The following is an 18,707-nucleotide window of genomic DNA, read 5'->3' as shown; positions in this document are numbered from 1 at the left end:
TCTGTCGGACTGACTATGGATAAGCTGTCAAACTCATCACACTTTTTGGACATAGGGGGCCTAGACTCCCTACGTGCCAAAGCGCAAAAAGATGACCAGGCAGCCCTGAAAGAAGTTGCACAGCAGTTTGAGGGGATCTTTGTGCAGATGCTGATGAAAAGCATGCGAGATGCCAATGCAGTGTTTGAGTCTGACAGCCCGATGAACAGTCAATACACCAAGTTTTACGAGCAGATGCACGATCAGCAGATGTCAGTGAACCTGTCTGATAAAGGGATGTTAGGCCTAGCGGACTTAATGGTGCAACAACTCTCTCCCGAGACCAGTGCCATGACCCCCGCCTCGGTACTCAGAGGCAATATTCCAAATACATCGGGCGTCAATATGATGTCACCGAGCCTTGACCAACTAACAATGGCTAAACGAGCCGAGCCAAGGGCCAATCATGTCATTGATGATGTGGTGAGCGGCAAAGTGTTGCCATCGCAAGCGAGCAACAAGGGATTTGAGAGTCGAGAGGCGTTTATTACTGCGCTATATCCTCATGCACAGGAAGCGGCTAAAGCAATAGGGACGACGCCAGAAGTGCTCATTGCACAATCGGCACTGGAAACGGGCTGGGGGCAAAAGATGATCCGCCGCGCCGATGGCGAGCCCAGCAATAACCTTTTTAATATTAAAGCAGACCGTCGTTGGCAGGGTGATAAAGCGGGTGTGAGCACATTGGAGTTTGAGCAAGGTGTTGCGGTTAAGCAGCGTGCAGATTTTCGCGTATATGAGGATTTCAAACAGAGCTTTGATGACTTTGTTTCTTTTATTAAAGAGGGACCAAGGTATCAAGAGGCCGTTAAGCAGGCTGCAAACCCTGAGCGTTTTATTAAAGGGTTACAAGATGCTGGGTATGCGACAGATCCTAAGTACGCAGACAAAGTAATGAAAGTATTGCAGTCGGTGACCAAAGATATTAAAGCGGCTGTGTCGGAGGTGACGCCATGATGTGCCATGCAATAACGGGTGATAATTTAAGGAGTGTTGGCTAATGTCAATGGATCTACTCAACATCGCGCGCACCGGGGTATTAGCCTCGCAGTCTCAATTGGCTGTGACGAGTAATAATATCACCAATGCCAATACTCAAGGTTATCATCGTCAGGTCGCAGAGCAATCTAGCTTAGAGTCACAGCGTTTTGGCAACAGTTTTTATGGTGCTGGCACCTATATTACCGATGTTAAACGCATCTATAACGATTATGCTGCGCGCGAGCTTCGGATTGGGCAAACCGCTGTCAGCCAAGCTGAAACGACTCAAGTTAAGATGGGCGAGCTTGACCAACTGTTTTCGCAAATTGGTAAGGCTGTTCCTCAAGGACTAAATGATCTGTTTGCGGGCCTCAATAGCCTTGCTGATTTACCCGATGATATCGGTATTCGCGGTACCGTATTAGGTAATGCCGGCCAATTGGCCACAGCCCTTAACCAGATGCAATCTCATCTTGATGGTCAGATGAAGCAAACAAACGATCAGATTTCGGCGATCACCGATCGGATTAATGAGATCAGTAACGAGCTTGGCCACCTCAACCAAGAGTTAATGAAATCCCAGGGTAATGATTCACAGTTACTCGACAAGCAAGATGCACTCATTCAAGAGTTAAGCGAATATTCACAAGTTAATGTAATCCCACTGGAATCAGGTGCAAAAAGTATCATGCTTGGCGGCGCGGTAATGTTAGTGTCTGGCGAAGTATCTATGCAGATGGGGTCTACCACAGGTGACCCCTATCCAGGTGAATTGCGGATTACCACATCAGCGGGTGCTCAAAGTTTAGTGATTGATCCTGCCAAAATGGGCGGCAGTTTAGGGGCGTTGTTTGAGTTCAGAGACGAAACATTGATCCCTGCGCAACTGGAGCTTGGTCAACTGGCCTTAGGGGTTGCGGATGCATTTAACGAAGCCCAATCGCAAGGTTTTGATCTCAATGGCCAAGTTGGATCAGATTTGTTTTTAGATATCAATGACCCAAAAGTGACTGTGGGACGAGTGGGTGACTTTGCCAATAACACAGGTAACGCGGCGCTTAGGGTAAATATCGATGACGTGAGTGCGTTAACAGGTGAAAGCTATGAACTTAGTTTTACGGCTCCTGCAACCTATGAATTAACAGACAATCACGGCAACGTAACGCCACTAACACTAAATGGCACTGAACTTAGTGGGGGTGACGGCTTTACAATTAACATTGATTCAGGGGCGTTTGCGTCTGGTGACCGATTTGAAATTCGCCCAACTTCTGGTGCGGCAGCAGGAATATCTGTGGTGATGACCGACCCTAAAGGTATTGCGGCAGCAGGGCCTACCATTACGGCTGATTCAACTAATTCAGGTAATACTGCGATCACATTGAACGCAATGGATGCATCTGCCCCAGGATTTCCTGGCGTTGGTGCTCAAATTACCTTTGAAATAGATACGACGACCAACAGTTATGAAGCATTTGATGTAGCAGGCACTTCATTAGGAACTGGAACCTATACAGCGCCAACGATCGATGCATTTGGAATGAACTTTGATGTGCAAAGTAGCGCAGGCGCTTTGGCAGACCGTTTTACCTTTGACCTTTCCGCTGCTGAGGGCAATAACAGTAATGCTGTTGCCATGGCCAAATTGAATGAAGCTAAATTAATGGCTGGTGGTAGCGCAACACTTTCAGATGTTTATGAGAACACCAAATTACAAGTGGGTGGTAAATCTAAGGCTGCCCAGGTCGCACTAGGTAGTGCGGAAGCGGTTTTCTCTCAGGCGTACAGCCGAGTTCAGAGTGAGTCAGGGGTTAACTTAGATGAAGAAGCTGCCAACTTAATGCGCTTTCAACAGGCTTATCAAGCCTCGGCGCGCATCATGACCACAGCCAATGAAATATTTAATACGTTATTTAGTTCGGTGAGATAGGAGTAAGACGATATGAGAATCTCAACGGCGCAGATGTTTAATCAGAGCATTAATAGTGTTTTAGATAGACAAACATCGACCAGTAAAATTTTAGACCAACTTTCTAGCGGTAAACGTGTCAATACCGCAGGCGATGATCCCGTGGCTGCTATCGGCATTGATAATCTCAATCAGCAAAATGCTTTGGTCGATCAATTTATGAAGAATATCGATTACGCCAATAATCGTTTGTCATTAACAGAAAGTAAGCTCGGAAGTGCAGAAACGCTAACTGGATCGGTAAGGGAGCAAGTCTTACGTGCAATTAATGGCGGCCTATCTGATTCTGAGCGGCAAATGATTGCCGATGAGCTACGCGGTACGCTTGAAGAACTGCTTGCTGTAGCCAATACCAAGGATGAATCGGGTAATTTCATGTTTGCTGGCTATGAGACGGGTAAGCAACCCTTTGCATTTGATGCCTCGGGTAACGTGGTTTATAGCGGCGATAGCGGTACTCGTGATGCAATCGTAGGCTCAGGAGTCATGGTTGCAACCAATATCCCAGGCGATAAAGCCTTTATGAATGCACCATCAGGACTTGGTGATTTTAGTGCCAATTATTTGTCGACTCAAGTTGGCGACTTCAATGTTCAAAGTGCTTCGATCGCCGATCCGCTGACGTATGTGGAAGATACTTATACCTTTACCATGGTTGGCACCAATCTGGAAGTAAGAGATTCCAGCGCTGCGCTAGTGACGACAGTGCCTGCTTTTGATGCGACTAATCCTGTTAGCTTTAATGGTATAGAGGTCAAACTTCAGGGCCAACCTGCTGCGGGAGACAGTTTTAGTATTACGCCGCAAAGTGAAGTGAGCATTTTCGACACAATCAACCAGGCAATATCCTTAGTTGAAGATTCCAGTAAAGTGGATACCCCACAGGGGATGTCGGAATTGGCACAGATATTGAATAACTTAGATAGTGGCGTCAATCAGATAAGTATCGCGCGCGGTCAAGCTGGTAACAGTTTAAAAAGTGTAGAGAGTTACAGTGCTACCCATACAGAAGAAAAATTAGTGAACAGTTCGGCGTTATCACTGTTAGAGGATTTAGATTATGCCTCGGCGATAACAGAGTTAGAGAAGCAGCAACTCGCTTTAAACGCGGTCTCTAGTGTTTTTAGTCAAGTTGGCTCAACAACACTATTTGATTATATCTAAATAATGCGATCCATGAAGGGTCAACCAAATACGAATTTTTAGCCAAGCTCGAAGTCTTGGCAGTGCAACCAAGAAGAGGAAAACACAATGGCTATTACCGTTAATACTAACGTGACATCGATGAAAGCTCAGAAGAACCTAAACGTATCTAGTGGTGGTTTAGCTCAATCAATGGAGCGTTTATCCAGTGGTTTGAAAATTAATAGTGCCAAAGATGATGCCGCAGGCCTTGCGATCTCTAACCGCTTGAACTCACAGGTACGTGGTCTCGAAGTGGGTATGCGTAATGCAAACGATGCGATTTCGATAGCGCAAATTGCTGAGGGTGCGATGCAAGAGCAAACTAATATGCTTCAGCGTATGCGCGACCTGACCATTCAATCGGAAAATGGTGCTAACAGTACAGAGGATTTAGCAGCGATTAAAGCTGAAATGGATCAGTTAGTGACTGAAATTGATAATATTGGTACCAGTACAGCATTTGGTAATACTAAGTTGTTACAAGGCGGATTTTCCGCAGGTAAAGCTTTCCAAGTCGGCCATCAAGATGGTGAAGATGTTACGGTTAAAGTGAAGAAAACAGATAAGACTACGTTGTCAGTGGCAGCGCTTAATAATGCGACTTCTGCAAATCGTGCATCAGCTTTAACAGCGATTGATAAGGCGATTAAAACAATTGATACGCAGCGTGCAGATCTGGGTGCGATACAAAACCGTTTAGCACATAACATTAGTAACAGCGCGAATACCCAAGCAAACGTTGCCGATGCAAAGAGTCGAATTGTTGATGTCGACTTTGCCAAAGAGACATCAACCATGACCAAAAACCAAGTATTACAACAAACGGGCTCTGCAATGTTGGCACAGGCCAACCAGTTACCTCAAGTTGCTCTTTCACTATTGGGCTAATATCTGGTATTTAGCTCGACAACAAAGTGATGCATGGTCTCTCTAGTGCATCACTTTGTTGTTTTCGAAAAAGTTAAGGTGTTGAAATAATAGCTAATAAATATTTTTTAATGTTTTTTTTAAAAATATCCTAAAGATCGAAAAACCTCAGCCGTTACATATACTGTAACCAATAAGCTCAGCCTGGCTCAATCAGACAGGCAAGTGATTAAGTCAGGTATAAAGAGGAAACGATTATGGCTATTACAGTAAACACCAACGTTACATCGATGAAAGCTCAAAAGAACTTGAATCATTCTAGTGGTAACCTAGCGACCTCTATGGAGCGTCTATCAAGTGGTCTTCGCATTAACAGTGCAAAAGATGATGCGGCAGGTTTAGCGATTTCTAACCGTTTGAACTCTCAGGTTCGTGGTCTAGAAGTGGGTATGCGTAACGCTAACGATGCAATCTCTATTGCGCAGATTGCTGAAGGTGCGATGCAAGAGCAAACAAACATGCTGCAGCGTATGCGTGACTTGACTATTCAGGCTGAAAACGGTGCAAACAGTGCAGACGACATCTCAGCACTTAAGGCTGAAATGGATCAATTGGTCAATGAAATTGACGCGATTGGTACTACTACAGCTTTTGGTAACACAAAGTTGATGACTGGTGGGTTCTCTGCAGGTAAGAATTTCCAAGTTGGTCACCAAGATGGCGAAGATATCAAAGTAACAGTTAAAAAGACTGATAAAGCAACTCTGTCAGTAAATGGTTTGGCTTTAGCAACTTCTGCAAACCGTGCTTCTGCACTAGGTGCAATTGATAAAGCGATTAAGACTATTGATACTCAGCGTGCAGATTTAGGTGCGATTCAAAACCGTCTATCACATAATATTAGTAACAGTGCTAACACTCAGGCTAACGTGGCAGATGCTAAGAGTCGTATCGTTGATGTCGATTTCGCGAAAGAAACCTCAGCCATGACTAAGAACCAAGTGTTACAACAAACTGGTTCAGCTATGTTAGCTCAAGCTAACCAGCTTCCTCAGGTAGCACTATCATTACTATAATTAGTAATGAGTTAGTCTAAGTATGGATACTAATTAGGGAGGTTCGGTGACGAATCTCCCTTTCGTGGTTTTAGGGATAAAGAGAAATCAGAGTAGAGGTGAATGTGATGGATATCAACACAGTCAACGCATCTAGTGCCACAACTGCTAAAATTGATATAGGTTTTACTCCAGTTAAACTTGGTGCAGCAAAGGATGTAGAGCTGGATAACCGTGCTTCAATTAAAGCGGTTGAAGAAGCTGAAAAGGCGCAAGCGGAACAGTCAAAACCTGAAGAGCAAGATAAACAAGAGTTACAAAATTTAGTCGATGAGCTTTCTGATATGATGTCGGTAATGCGAAAAGGACTAGCGTTTAAAATTGACGAAGATTCTGGCACAAATATTGTTAGTGTTTTGGATATTGATTCAGGTGATATTATCCGTCAAATCCCTAACGAAGAAGCATTGAAGCTGGCGCAAAAACTGTCTGAAGTGACAGGTCTATTAATGAAAACGGAAGCGTAATGCTTTCTGTGATCGTATTTAAGTGAGGTTTTTATGGCATTAACAGCAACGGGAATAGGCTCAGGGCTTGATATCAACACTATTGTCGGTGTGCTGGTTGATGCAGAAAAAGTGCCCAAAGAAGCGATATTTAATAAAACTGAAGATACTATCGATGCCAAGGTGTCAGCGATAGGCTCACTTAAGAGCGCTTTGTCTACATTCCAAGATGCCTTAGACAAATTAAAAGATGGTGATGCGTTAAACCAACGTAGCGTTTCCACGGGGGATAGCAATTACTTTACAGCGTCCGCTGATAAAAATGCCCAAACTGGTAGTTACAATATTTCCGTCGAACAGTTGGCTCAACGACATAAAGTTGCTGGCGCGTTTACTGCTGATGTGAGTGCCCCCGTAGGAGAGGGGAGTTTAGGTTTTACCGTTAATGGAGAGACGTTTTCTGTTGGGGTTGAACCGGGTGACTCCTTAAGTGCTATTGCCGATAAAATTAACAATGCCGATGATAATGTGGGCGTCACAGCAACAATCGTGACGACTGACGGCGGAAGTCGTTTGGTGATTAGTTCTGATACCGAGGGACCGGCTAGTAATGTGAGTGTTACGGCTTCGGATACAGTTGGCACAGGGCTGAATGACATGTTCGGTGTGGGCAACCTCTCTGAAGTTCAAGCAGCAAAAGAGTCCATTATTTATATCGACGGTCAGAAGTTACAATCTGAAACTAATGAGATCAAAAATGCCATTTCAGGTGTGACGTTAAATTTGACTGATGCCGATCTCAATAAAACATCAGTGCTTAAAATAGAGCTTGATGAAGAGGCAGTGAAAGAGAATGTTCAGGGGTTTGTCGATGCTTACAACAGCCTTGTAGGCACTATTGAGTCAATTTCATCCTATGACTCTGAAAAAAAGAAAGCATCAGCGCTTCAGGGAGACTCGATGATCCGCTCAATTGAGTCTCAGTTGCGCAATATGATCTCGACCCGTGTCGATGACGGTGGTGGGTCTGTTGCACTATATGATATCGGAATTGAAGCAGACAGGTACGGTAAACTCAGTGTTAATAGCACTAAGCTCGATAAAGCCATAAGTGAAGATATGGGTAGTATAGAGAACCTTTTTGCAACTGATACAACGGGTCTCGCCACTAGGCTTGATACCTTAGTCGAAGGTTATGTGAAATCTGGCGGCCTAATTGATTCACGAAATAATGCATATACAAATGATAAACAGCGTTTAGAAGATCAACGAGAAGCTTTTTCGCTTAAGATGGAGCAATTGCAAGCGAGGTTGTTTAAGCAGTTTAATGCGATGGACTTGGTTGTTGGTAAGTTGAACCAACAAGCATCTGGCATTGTGAATGGTCTAAATTCACTCCCAGGTGTTATTAAACAACAAGGTTAGCGATGTCTAAGCAATAAGGTGATATCAAGTTGCAATCATTGGATAAATTAAATCAAGACATTGTTAGTGCTATACAGCATTTGCAAAAAGTTCCAGCTGAAGAACTTGCTGCCGATGAGTTGGTATCAAAATTGCTTGAGTTGGTAGAGCAGCGTCAACTTTTACTCGATAATGCGCTGCAAGCACCTAAAGATGAAGACAAATCATTTTTAGAGGCACAATTAGCGCTCACGAATCAGTTCACTAATGCAGCGGTTTCGCTATTAAAAGACCGCCAAGAACTTCTTCATTTAGGACGTAAAAGCCAGCGCCAACTTAATGTTTATAAGTCTATAGATTCGAATAGGTAGGTATTTATGAGAAAGTCACTTCAATCATATCGCAAAGTGTCAGTAGAAAGTGAAATCTCTGTGGCCTCGCCACATCGCATTATTCAGATGATGTTTGAGGGTGCGCTGCAACGCCTTGCTCAAAGCCGTTATGCCATTGAGCATAATGATATTCAAAACAAAGGTATCTACATAGGTAAGGCCATAGGCTTGGTTACTGGTCTAAACAACAGTTTAAACATGGATGCTGGCGGAGATATCGCAAATAATTTAAGCGATTTGTATGATTTCATGTTGCGTAAGATATCTGAAGCAAATGTGAATAATGATGTTCAGGCAATTGATGATGTGTGTGAGATTATTCGCACGATTAAAGAGGGCTGGGACGCAATTCCTCAAGAGCAACACCATATAGCCTCTCATACAGAAGCGGTTTAACCAGTATATACTGTAATGACTTAACCGTTCAAAATATTGGCAGGCGTCAACTGTTTGACGTTTGCCGCTTGATACGTTGAGAATTTGTTCTAAAATCAGATGAGTTAGTCAGAAAATGAATCTGATACTTGCTAATATGTCGCTGATAATACACTATTCCTCTTGATAGTTATTTTATGGAAATGTATTAAAACAATTATCTCGCTTTCGAAGCAACTAACACTAATAATTAATGCGAATAACACTGAGCGCTTTACGGCCTTCTTAAATGATGCAAACAGATCAACGAATTCTACTTGTCGGTAATCAATCAGAGCGAATTAATCGCTTATCGTGTGTATTCGAGTTTCTCGGTGAACAAGTTGAACTGCTTGCCGTTGATAAGCTTGAAGCACGAATTTCTAATACCCGATTTAGAGCGCTAGTCATTGCTCAAGAATCGCAATCGAAAGAACTCCTACTATCTATTGCTGCAAAGCTGCCATGGCAGCCCATTTTACTGCTTGGTGAACTGGGCGAGGGCAATGCGTCTAATATTTTAGGTCATATTGAGGAGCCACTCAATTATCCGCAATTGACCGAGTTATTGCACTTTTGCCAAGTATATGTTCAGGCAAAACGACCTGATGTACCTACCAGCGGTAACCAGACCAAACTGTTTAGAAGCCTTGTTGGCCGTAGTGATGGTATTGCTCAAGTCCGTCACCTTATCAACCAAGTTGCGACGTCAGATGCAACAGTTTTGGTATTGGGACAATCAGGAACGGGTAAAGAGGTTGTGGCAAGAAATATTCACTATATTTCAGAGCGCCGTGATGGACCTTTTATTCCGGTCAACTGTGGCGCAATTCCGGCAGAGCTGTTAGAAAGTGAACTCTTTGGTCATGAAAAAGGGTCGTTTACGGGAGCGATTAGTGCGCGTAAAGGACGTTTTGAACTCGCCGAAGGCGGTACGCTGTTTCTCGATGAGATCGGTGATATGCCTCTGCAGATGCAAGTTAAATTACTACGAGTATTGCAAGAGCGTGTCTTTGAGCGCGTTGGCGGTAGTAAAGCGATAAAAACCGACGTTCGTGTAATTGCTGCGACGCACCGAGAACTAGAAACCATGATCGCCGATGGTGAGTTTCGTGAAGATCTGTTTTATCGGTTGAATGTGTTTCCGATTGAAATGCCTGCGCTATGCGAGCGAAAAGATGATATTCCACTGTTGCTTCAAGAACTGGTCAGTCGCGTTTATAACGAAGGACGTGGCAAGGTTCGTTTTACCCAGAGAGCGATAGAGTCTCTTAAAGAACACTCATGGTCTGGCAATGTGCGTGAACTCTCTAATTTAGTTGAACGACTCACCATTCTTTATCCGGGTGGGCTGGTTGACGTTAATGATTTACCAATAAAATATCGCCATATTGATGTGCCTGAATATCAGGTACAAGTTAGTGAAGAGGAGCTTGAGCGAGACGCATTGGCTTCTATTTTTAGTGATGAAGTTCAAGTGGATATTCCTGAAAGTCGATTCCCGAGCGAATTGCCACCTGAAGGGGTTAACCTGAAGGATCTGCTTGCAGAACTTGAGATTGATATGATCAGGCAAGCGCTAGATCAACAAGATAACGTGGTTGCTAGAGCCGCTGAAATGTTGGGGATTCGCCGAACTACCTTGGTAGAGAAAATGCGTAAATATGGCATGAGTAAAGATTAACCGCGATATAATAGACTTTCTATGTGGCTCTATGGACAGAGCCTGTACCCACCAAATTAACTCATCTTACTGTTTTAAAATAGATAATTTTTGGCATTAAACCTGCATTGACTCCGTTAGCAGCAATTTATTGACGGAGTGGATATGTCCGCTAACCCCAAACTACATTTTCCTGATTTTGTGTCAGCTCAGCCTTTGGCAACCAACTCGGTCGCTAATGACGCGATGACGAGCAGAATGGAACACATTTTACAGGCAATGCCATCTGGCGTAGTGATCATCAATGGGGATGGTATTGTGACTGAAGCCAACCCAGTAGCCGTGCAACTGCTTGGCCAGCCATTGGCCGGTATGCGCTGGCTACAGATCATCAATCGTGCATTTTCTCCCCAGGATGATGATGGGCACGAAGTCTCTTTAAAGAATGGTCGCCGAGTTAAGTTGGCGATAACACCACTTACTCCAGAACCTGGACAGTTGATTGTGTTAACCGATCTGACAGAAACACGGTTATTGCAAAAGAATTTGTCACACCTACAACGTCTATCTGCACTGGGGAAAATGGTGGCAAGTCTTGCTCATCAAGTTCGAACACCATTAACCGCTGCGCTGCTATATGCTTCAAATCTTGGCAGCCCCAAGCTCTCTGGTGATGCACGCCAGCGCTTTCAAGGTAAACTCGTCGATCGGCTAAATGAGCTGTCAAGCCAAGTCGATGACATGCTTTTGATGGCTAAAGGACGACAGCAAGCTTTGTGTGATGTCGTTACCATGACTGATGTCATCAATACAGTGCAGGCCAATTGCGACCCCATTGCTTTGCAAAAAAAATGTCAGTTAACAATACAAAATAGTTCAACATTACCTTTTAAAGCTAACAGCGCAGCCTTGAGTTCAGCCATTAATAATCTGGTGATTAACAGTATGGAAGCAGGGGCTACTCAGGTATGGATATGTGCTAAAGATGATAGTCAGCAAATATGTTTTGAAGTGATTGATAACGGTAAAGGGTTAGACAAGGCGATGCAGGAGCAGGTACTTGAACCGTTTTTTACCACCAAAGCACAAGGAACGGGCCTTGGACTTGCCGTGGTGCAAACAGTTGTCGCTAATCATCATGGCAAGTTACAGCTAAATTGTATTAAAGGTAGAGGTTGCCGCGCATCATTTACATTGCCTGCGCTGGACGAAAACGTGATGGAGGTGTCCCATGTCTGAAGCAAAGCTACTGTTAGTTGAAGATGATGCTGCGCTGCGTGAGGCGTTGGTTGATACCTTGCTATTAGCCCAATATGAGTGTGTTGACGTTAACTCTGCCGAAGCCGCGATTATTGCACTTAAAGAGCATCAATTTGATATGGTGATCAGTGATGTGCAGATGGAGGGTATTGGTGGGCTCGGGCTTGTCAATTACCTACAGCAACATCATAGCCAACTGCCGATATTATTGATGACGGCATTTGCAACAATAGATAATGCAGTAAGCGCCATAAAACTGGGCGCGGTTGATTATTTAGCCAAGCCGTTTGCACCTGAAGTATTATTAAATCAGGTTTCACGTTATCTAAAACCCAAGTTGGTTCAGAACCAACCTATTGTAGCCGATGATAAGAGTTTGGCTTTATTGGGTCTTGCACAAAAGGTTGCAGCATCAGATGCATCAGTAATGATCCTAGGGCCAAGTGGTTCAGGTAAAGAGGTGTTAGCGCGTTATATTCATCAAAACAGCAGTCGAATTGATGGCCCATTTGTTGCCATAAACTGTGCTGCTATTCCTGAAAATATGCTTGAAGCGACGCTTTTTGGTTATGAAAAAGGTGCATTTACTGGGGCTTACCAAGCTTGCCCTGGGAAATTTGAACAGGCGCAAGGCGGAACATTATTACTCGATGAAATATCTGAAATGGATTTAGGTTTGCAAGCCAAGCTATTGCGGGTACTTCAAGAGCGAGAAGTTGAAAGGTTAGGTGGTCGAAAAACCATTAAGCTGGATGTGAGGGTGCTTGCGACATCGAATCGAGACTTGAAAGCGATAGTGTCGCAAGGAGAGTTTAGAGAAGATCTTTATTACCGTATTAACGTATTCCCGCTCACTTGGCCTGCACTTTATCAACGACCTGCAGATATTCTGCCGCTTGCACGTCACCTTGTTTTGCGTCATGCAGAGACGTCTGGGATGGCATCATCACCATTAATTGATGAGTCAGCCTGTCGACGTCTATTGACCCATCGCTGGCCAGGTAATGTACGTGAATTGGATAATGTGATTCAACGCGCACTCATTTTACAAACGGGCGAGTCGATTACTGCTAGTGATATTATTATCGATGCGCAGGATGTGATTTTAGATAAGGATTTATTGACCGAGGCTCAGCCTCCAGAGATGGATGGTTTGGGTGATGAACTTAAAGCCCAAGAGCATGTGATTATTCTTGAAACCTTGTCCCAATGTAACGGCAGTCGAAAGTTGGTCGCTGAGAAATTGGGGATCAGTGCGCGAACTCTTAGATACAAAATGGCTCGCATGCGTGACATTGGCATACAGATCCCTGCTTAGGGGCGATGAACACCAGATATGGTGCTCACCTCAACATTAGGGCGAATGGTTAATACCGTTCGCCGCTCTTTTTTACCTATCTAGACATCCCCAAAGTATTCCTCTCATTGATACAGTCAATTTGGCAAACATTTTGCATTACCCTATTTAACGAGTGAATTTCGTCAAATATTCGGCGACAGAGAGGTTAGTATGCAGATTGGTGCCAACTCATTATTACAAGAGATGCAAACGCTTAGCGGCGAAATAAAGCCTAATGGGCTCACATCTGGCATAACGCAGCAGGTCGCCAATACCAGTGGTAGTGATTTCGGCCAGTTGCTTTCCCAAGCCGTTGGCAGTGTCAATTCACTGCAAGCAAACTCTTCGTCTATGCAAACCAGACTCGATATGGGCGATACGCGAGTGACCCTGTCTGATACGGTCATTGCGCGTGAAAAAGCCAGTGTAGCATTTGAAGCGACAGTGCAGGTGCGTAACAAGCTGGTTGAAGCTTACAAAGAGATTATGAGTATGCCAGTTTAAGGCATGCCATTTTCAATGATTTTTAATGACACCATGATCAAGAAAAGCAGGTATCTATAGTGAGCACAGATATGGTAGTTGGAACAAATTCCACTGCAGGTGATATGTTAGCCGGTGGGGTTCAAGAGGAGCATAAGCCAAGAGGTAGTGCCTTTGGTGGTGTCGATATGCTACGCCAAGTGACTATGATATTGGCCTTAGCTATCTGTTTAGCCTTAGCGGTGTTCGTCATGTTGTGGGCACAAGAACCAGAGTATCGCCCATTAGGCAAGATGGATACGCAAGAGATGGTGCAAGTGCTCGACGTACTTGATAAAAACAAAGTGAAGTATCAAATTGAAGTTGATGTGCTCAAAGTACCCGAAGATCAATATCAACAAGTTAAAATGATGTTGAGTCGCGCTGGTATAGATAACAGTGCCGCCAAAAATGACTTCCTTACCCAAGATAGTGGCTTTGGTGTGAGTCAACGTATGGAGTCGGCGAGACTCAAACATAGCCAAGAGCAAAACTTGGCTCGTACCATAGAAGAGCTTAATAGTGTTAGTCGCGCTAAAGTTATTCTCGCCATCCCTAAAGAAAATGTGTTTGCTAGAAATCGTTCTAAGCCTAGTGCAACTGTGGTTATCAACACCCGCCGTGGTGGGTTAGGACAAGAAGAGGTCGATTCCATTGTCGATATTGTTGCATCGGCAGTCCATGGTTTAGAACCCACACGTGTGACGGTCACAGACTCAAATGGTCGTTTATTAAATTCTGGCAGTCAGGATGGTGTGTCGGCTAGAGCAAGACGTGAATTAGAACTTGTTCAACAAAAAGAAGCAGAGTACCGCAGCAAGATAGATTCCATTTTAATGCCAATCCTTGGGCCAGAGAATTTTACAGCCCAAGTTGATGTCAACATGGACTTCACCGCTGTTGAGCAAACAGCAAAGCGCTATAATCCCGATCTTCCAGCAGTGCGCAGTGAAATGACGGTGGAAAATAATTCTACGGGTTCATCGACTGGTGGTATTCCTGGGGCATTGAGCAATCAACCGCCAATGGAAGCCAACATCCCGCAAAATGCTACTGAAAACCAAGAAGCCAATACGAATCCAGGCTCCAGTCATAAAGAGGCGACTCGTAACTATGAACTGGATACTACAATTAGTCATACGCGCCAACAAATTGGTGTGGTCAGACGGGTGAGTGTCTCAGTGGCCGTTGATTTTAAAACGGGGGCCGCAGGTGAAGACGGTCAAGTATCACGTGTGGCGAGAACCGAACAAGAGATGGCAAATATACGCCGTTTATTAGAGGGGGCAGTTGGATTTAACACCCAACGTGGTGACATGATTGAAGTGGTCACTGTGCCATTTATGGACCAACTTATCGAGGAAGCGCCCGCCCCAGAACTTTGGGAACAGCCATGGTTCTGGCGAGCGATTAAGTTAGTCATGGGTGGTATTATTATCTTAGCGCTGATTATTTTTGTGGTGAGACCAATGCTTAAACGCTTGATTTACCCTGATGCGCATAACATGCCAGATGAGCCATCACTGGGTGATGAGCTCGCCGAGATTGAAGATCAGTACGCTGCCGATACACTGGGGATGCTTAATCGACCCGATGCAGAGTACAGTTATGCCGATGATGGTTCAATTTTGATCCCCGATCTGCATAAAGACGATGATATGATCAAAGCTATTCGTGCGTTAGTGGCTAATGAGCCTGAACTTTCCACGCAAGTCGTTAAGGGTTGGTTACAAGACAATGAGTGATGAAAAGAGTGTAGTCGCCACCGGCGCATCGGGTGAATTTAATGTCGATGACCTAACGGGTATCGAGAAAACCGCGATTTTGTTGTTGAGCTTGAGTGAGGCGGATGCAGCGTCAATTTTAAAGCATCTAGAACCCAAGCAAGTGCAAAAGGTGGGTATGTCGATGGCCGCCATGAAGGACTTTGGTCAAAACAAAGTGATTGGTGTGCATAAGCTGTTTCTTGAAGAGGTCCAAAAGTACTCATCTATTGGTTTTAATAGTGAAGAGTTTGTCAGAAAGGCATTAACTGCCGCCTTAGGTGAAGATAAGGCGGGTAATCTGATTGAACAGATCATTATGGGCGGTGGGGCTAAGGGTCTAGAATCGTTGAAATGGATGGATGCAAGACAAGTTGCGACCATCATTCAAAACGAGCACCCTCAGATCCAAACTATTGTTTTGTCCTACTTGGAGCCAGATCAAGCTGCAGAAATTTTTGCACAGGCGCCAGAAAATACCCGTCTCGATTTAATGATGCGTATTGCAAATCTAGAAGAGGTTCAGCCAGCTGCACTGCAAGAGCTTAATGACATCATGGAAAAACAGTTTGCCGGTCAAGGCGGTGCGCAAGCCGCTAAGATGGGTGGTCTGAAGGCAGCAGCTAACATTATGAACTACCTAGATACCGGGGTAGAAAGTCAGCTAATGGAAACTATGCGCGAATCTGATGAAGAGATGGCACAGCAGATCCAAGATCTGATGTTTGTATTTGAAAACCTCTCTGATGTGGACGATATGGGCATACAAACCTTACTACGCGAAGTACAACAAGACGTACTGATGAAGGCGTTGAAAGGGGCTGACGATCTGCTTAAAGATAAGATTCTACGTAACATGTCTAAACGTGCGGCAGAACTACTTAAAGATGATTTAGAGGCAATGGGTCCAATTCGCATCAGCGAAGTTGAAGTGGCTCAAAAAGAGATCTTGTCTATTGCTAGACGCCTTAGTGATGCGGGTGAAATCATCCTTGGCGGCGGTGGCGGAGAAGAGTTCTTATAATGACAAATCCAGACGATCAAGCTGATAAAACTGCGGCGCATGAGGAGAGTCAAACAGGCTTTAGCCATTGGCAGTTGCCCGATGTTACGCCTGTGGTCGATACGTCGGCAGAAAACATGTTTGGTCGTAAGGCGGCTCAACGCGAACCTGTGGAAGTTGAGCAACGTATTTTACCGCCGACGTTGGCTGAAATAGAAGAGATTAGAGCCGAGGCGGAAACCGAAGGTTTTTCCCAAGGGCAACAGCAAGGTTATCAAGAGGGATTAGAGAAGGGGCGTTTAGCTGGTCTTGAGCAAGGGCATCAAGAGGGCTTTAGCCAAGGCCATGAGCAAGGCTTGGAAGAGGGGTTAGCGCAAGCCGCTGAAAAAATCGCTCAGTTTGATACATTACTGGCGCAGTTCAGTGCACCGCTTTCGTTGCTGGATACTGAGATAGAGCAATCGTTGGTTAAATTAAGCATGTCGCTGGCAAAGTGTGTCATTGGTCATGAACTGAACACTCATCCTGAACATATTCTCACTGCATTGCGTCAAGGCATTGATGCGTTACCGCTTAAAGAGCAGGGTATCAATGTGCGCTTACATCCAGAGGATTTGGCATTAGTTCATCAACTCTACGGCAAAGAACAACTTGAGAAAAATCGTTGGCAACTCGAAAGTGATCCGTCATTACGTCAAGGTGAGTGTGTCGTCAGCAATGTTCGCAGCCGCGTAGACATGGGGTTAGAACACCGCATTGCAGCCGTGTTTGAGGGATTAGTGCAGAGCGATAATCGGCTGGAGCAGCAAAAAGTGCAACAGCAACAGGCGATAGAGCAACAGTTGACTGCGGATAAGTCCACTACAGCGTCGATAGACGAGATGGCTGGAGGCGATGAGTCTGCATCGGTCAACCCTACAACAGCCAGTCCCGTCGCCGATAACCCCCAAACTGACTTGAGTGAACAATCCCATGACGACCCGTCAACACCAACTGCTCAATAAACTTAATCTACATGAGCAGCAAGTTAACGCTTTCTTGCCAGATGCCAGCGGTCAGCTGGTACGAGTGGTAGGGTTAACCCTCGAAGCCACCGGTTGTCGAGCACCTGTTGGAAGCCTATGCAGTATAGAAACCATGGCGGGCGACCTCATTGCTGAAGTCGTCGGCTTTGACGATGAATTACTCTATTTGATGCCGATTGAAGAACTTAGAGGTGTAATGCCTGGTGCAAGAGTCACGCCGCTTGGAGAGCAAACAGGCCTTAATGTTGGTCTGGCATTACTCGGTCGAGTCTTAGACGGTAATGGCGTGCCGCTTGATGGATTAGGTGATTTGCATACCGACCAGAAAGCATCCCGTCATGCACCTATGATTAACCCGCTGGCTAGAAGGGCCATCACAGAACCGCTAGACGTAGGTGTGCGCTCTATTAACGCCATGCTAACGGTTGGTAAAGGTCAGCGTATGGGCCTTTTTGCCGGTTCGGGCGTGGGTAAAAGTGTGCTATTAGGTATGATGACCCGTGGCACAACCGCAGATGTGATTGTGGTTGGGTTGGTGGGCGAACGTGGTCGCGAGGTGAAAGAATTTATCGAAGAGATCCTCGGCGATGAAGGCCGAGCGCGCTCGGTTGTGGTTGCCGCGCCGGCTGACACATCGCCGCTTATGCGCTTACGAGCCTGTGAAACCTCAACTCGTATTGCCGAATACTTTCGGGACCTGGGTTACAATGTTTTGCTTTTGATGGACAGCCTAACTCGTTATGCTCAGGCGCAGCGTGAAATAGCCCTCGCGGTGGGCGAACCGCCTGCAACCAAAGGCTATCCGCCTTCAGTTTTTGCGAAGTTACCCAAACTCGTTGAACGCGCCGGAAATGGCGGTGTTGGTCAAGGGTCGATTACCGCTTTTTATACGGTGTTAACCGAAGGGGATGACTTGCAAGATCCTATTGCGGATGCAGCACGCGCGATTTTAGATGGTCATATCGTGCTATCAAGGACACTCGCTGATTCTGGGCACTATCCTGCTATTGACGTCGAGGCATCAATCAGTCGTGTAGCACCTATGGTTATTAGTGAGGCCCACCTTGAAGCAACACGCAGAGTGAAGCAGATGTACTCTGTTTTCCAGCAAAATCGCGATCTAATCTCTATCGGAGCATATACCCAAGGCAGTGATCCACGTATTGACAATGCCATTAGATTGCAGCCTGCAATGAACGCATTTTTACGTCAAACGATGAAAGAAGCGATCTCATTCGATAGCAGCGCTTTGATGCTTGGGCAGTTAAGTGCGCAATGCCAAGTCTGATGACACACACTATTTTAGATAAGAAGTGGATG

At 45.0% G+C, this 18,707-nt stretch carries 17 protein-coding genes; all 17 read left to right on the top strand.

What is annotated here, in order from left to right; all coding sequences use genetic code 11:
* Nucleotides 1-15 precede the first annotated feature (15 nt).
* Complete coding sequence (gene flgJ / locus BEL05_RS07370) at nt 16-996, top strand: flagellar assembly peptidoglycan hydrolase FlgJ (protein WP_069670773.1); 981 nt, start codon at nt 16-18, stop codon at nt 994-996.
* 43 nt (nt 997-1,039) lie between these two features.
* Nucleotides 1,040-2,950, top strand: coding sequence for a flagellar hook-associated protein FlgK (gene flgK, locus BEL05_RS07365; RefSeq protein WP_069670772.1), 1,911 nt, complete (start codon nt 1,040-1,042; stop codon nt 2,948-2,950).
* Between the two features lie 12 nt (nt 2,951-2,962).
* Entirely contained in the window at nt 2,963-4,153 is a 1,191-nt protein-coding gene (gene flgL / locus BEL05_RS07360; RefSeq protein WP_069670771.1) for a flagellar hook-associated protein FlgL, read from the top strand.
* Nucleotides 4,154-4,240: 87 nt separating this feature from the next.
* Nucleotides 4,241-5,062, top strand: coding sequence for a flagellin N-terminal helical domain-containing protein (locus BEL05_RS07355; protein ID WP_069670770.1), 822 nt, complete (start codon nt 4,241-4,243; stop codon nt 5,060-5,062).
* A 236-nt stretch (nt 5,063-5,298) separates the two neighbouring features.
* Nucleotides 5,299-6,117, top strand: coding sequence for a flagellin N-terminal helical domain-containing protein (locus BEL05_RS07350; protein WP_069670769.1), 819 nt, complete (start codon nt 5,299-5,301; stop codon nt 6,115-6,117).
* A 107-nt stretch (nt 6,118-6,224) separates the two neighbouring features.
* Entirely contained in the window at nt 6,225-6,623 is a 399-nt protein-coding gene (locus BEL05_RS07345) for a flagellar protein FlaG (RefSeq protein WP_069670768.1), read from the top strand.
* Nucleotides 6,624-6,656: 33 nt separating this feature from the next.
* Nucleotides 6,657-8,027: a flagellar filament capping protein FliD gene (gene fliD, locus BEL05_RS07340; RefSeq protein ID WP_069670767.1), complete on the top strand. Its 1,371-nt coding sequence runs from the start codon at nt 6,657-6,659 to the stop codon at nt 8,025-8,027.
* Nucleotides 8,028-8,056: 29 nt separating this feature from the next.
* Nucleotides 8,057-8,377 (top strand): hypothetical protein, encoded by a 321-nt coding sequence (locus BEL05_RS07335; protein ID WP_069670766.1) that lies wholly within the window; start codon nt 8,057-8,059, stop codon nt 8,375-8,377.
* Nucleotides 8,378-8,383: 6 nt separating this feature from the next.
* Nucleotides 8,384-8,794: a flagellar export chaperone FliS gene (gene fliS / locus BEL05_RS07330; RefSeq protein ID WP_069670765.1), complete on the top strand. Its 411-nt coding sequence runs from the start codon at nt 8,384-8,386 to the stop codon at nt 8,792-8,794.
* Between the two features lie 268 nt (nt 8,795-9,062).
* A complete protein-coding gene (locus BEL05_RS07325; protein WP_069670764.1) occupies nt 9,063-10,496 on the top strand; it encodes a sigma-54 dependent transcriptional regulator in 1,434 nt (477 codons plus the stop codon).
* A gap of 144 nt (nt 10,497-10,640) precedes the next feature.
* On the top strand, nt 10,641-11,714 hold the full coding sequence (locus BEL05_RS07320; protein WP_069670763.1) for a sensor histidine kinase: 1,074 nt from the start codon (nt 10,641-10,643) through the stop codon (nt 11,712-11,714).
* Nucleotides 11,707-13,053, top strand: coding sequence for a sigma-54-dependent transcriptional regulator (locus BEL05_RS07315; RefSeq protein WP_069670762.1), 1,347 nt, complete (start codon nt 11,707-11,709; stop codon nt 13,051-13,053). The genes BEL05_RS07320 and BEL05_RS07315 overlap by 8 nt, the downstream gene beginning before the upstream one ends.
* Nucleotides 13,054-13,245: 192 nt before the next feature.
* Nucleotides 13,246-13,578 (top strand): flagellar hook-basal body complex protein FliE, encoded by a 333-nt coding sequence (fliE, locus tag BEL05_RS07310; protein ID WP_028765214.1) that lies wholly within the window; start codon nt 13,246-13,248, stop codon nt 13,576-13,578.
* A 71-nt stretch (nt 13,579-13,649) separates the two neighbouring features.
* Nucleotides 13,650-15,341 carry a flagellar basal-body MS-ring/collar protein FliF gene (gene fliF, locus BEL05_RS07305; protein WP_069670761.1) on the top strand — a complete coding sequence of 564 codons (1,692 nt, stop codon included), beginning with the start codon at nt 13,650-13,652 and terminating at the stop codon, nt 15,339-15,341.
* Entirely contained in the window at nt 15,334-16,383 is a 1,050-nt protein-coding gene (gene fliG / locus BEL05_RS07300) for a flagellar motor switch protein FliG (RefSeq protein WP_028765212.1), read from the top strand. Before fliF ends, fliG begins: the two co-directional genes overlap by 8 nt.
* Nucleotides 16,383-17,366 (top strand): flagellar assembly protein FliH, encoded by a 984-nt coding sequence (fliH, locus tag BEL05_RS07295; protein ID WP_069670760.1) that lies wholly within the window; start codon nt 16,383-16,385, stop codon nt 17,364-17,366. The genes fliG and fliH overlap by 1 nt, the downstream gene beginning before the upstream one ends.
* A complete protein-coding gene (gene fliI / locus BEL05_RS07290; RefSeq protein WP_028765211.1) occupies nt 17,335-18,675 on the top strand; it encodes a flagellar protein export ATPase FliI in 1,341 nt (446 codons plus the stop codon). The genes fliH and fliI overlap by 32 nt, the downstream gene beginning before the upstream one ends.
* Nucleotides 18,676-18,707 lie beyond the last annotated feature (32 nt).

Source organism: Shewanella colwelliana, from assembly GCF_001735525.1.
Taxonomy (GTDB): Bacteria; Pseudomonadota; Gammaproteobacteria; order Enterobacterales; family Shewanellaceae; genus Shewanella; species Shewanella colwelliana.
The sequence above is the reverse complement of the archived record's forward strand: the minus strand, read 5'-3'. Positions and strand labels throughout refer to the sequence as shown.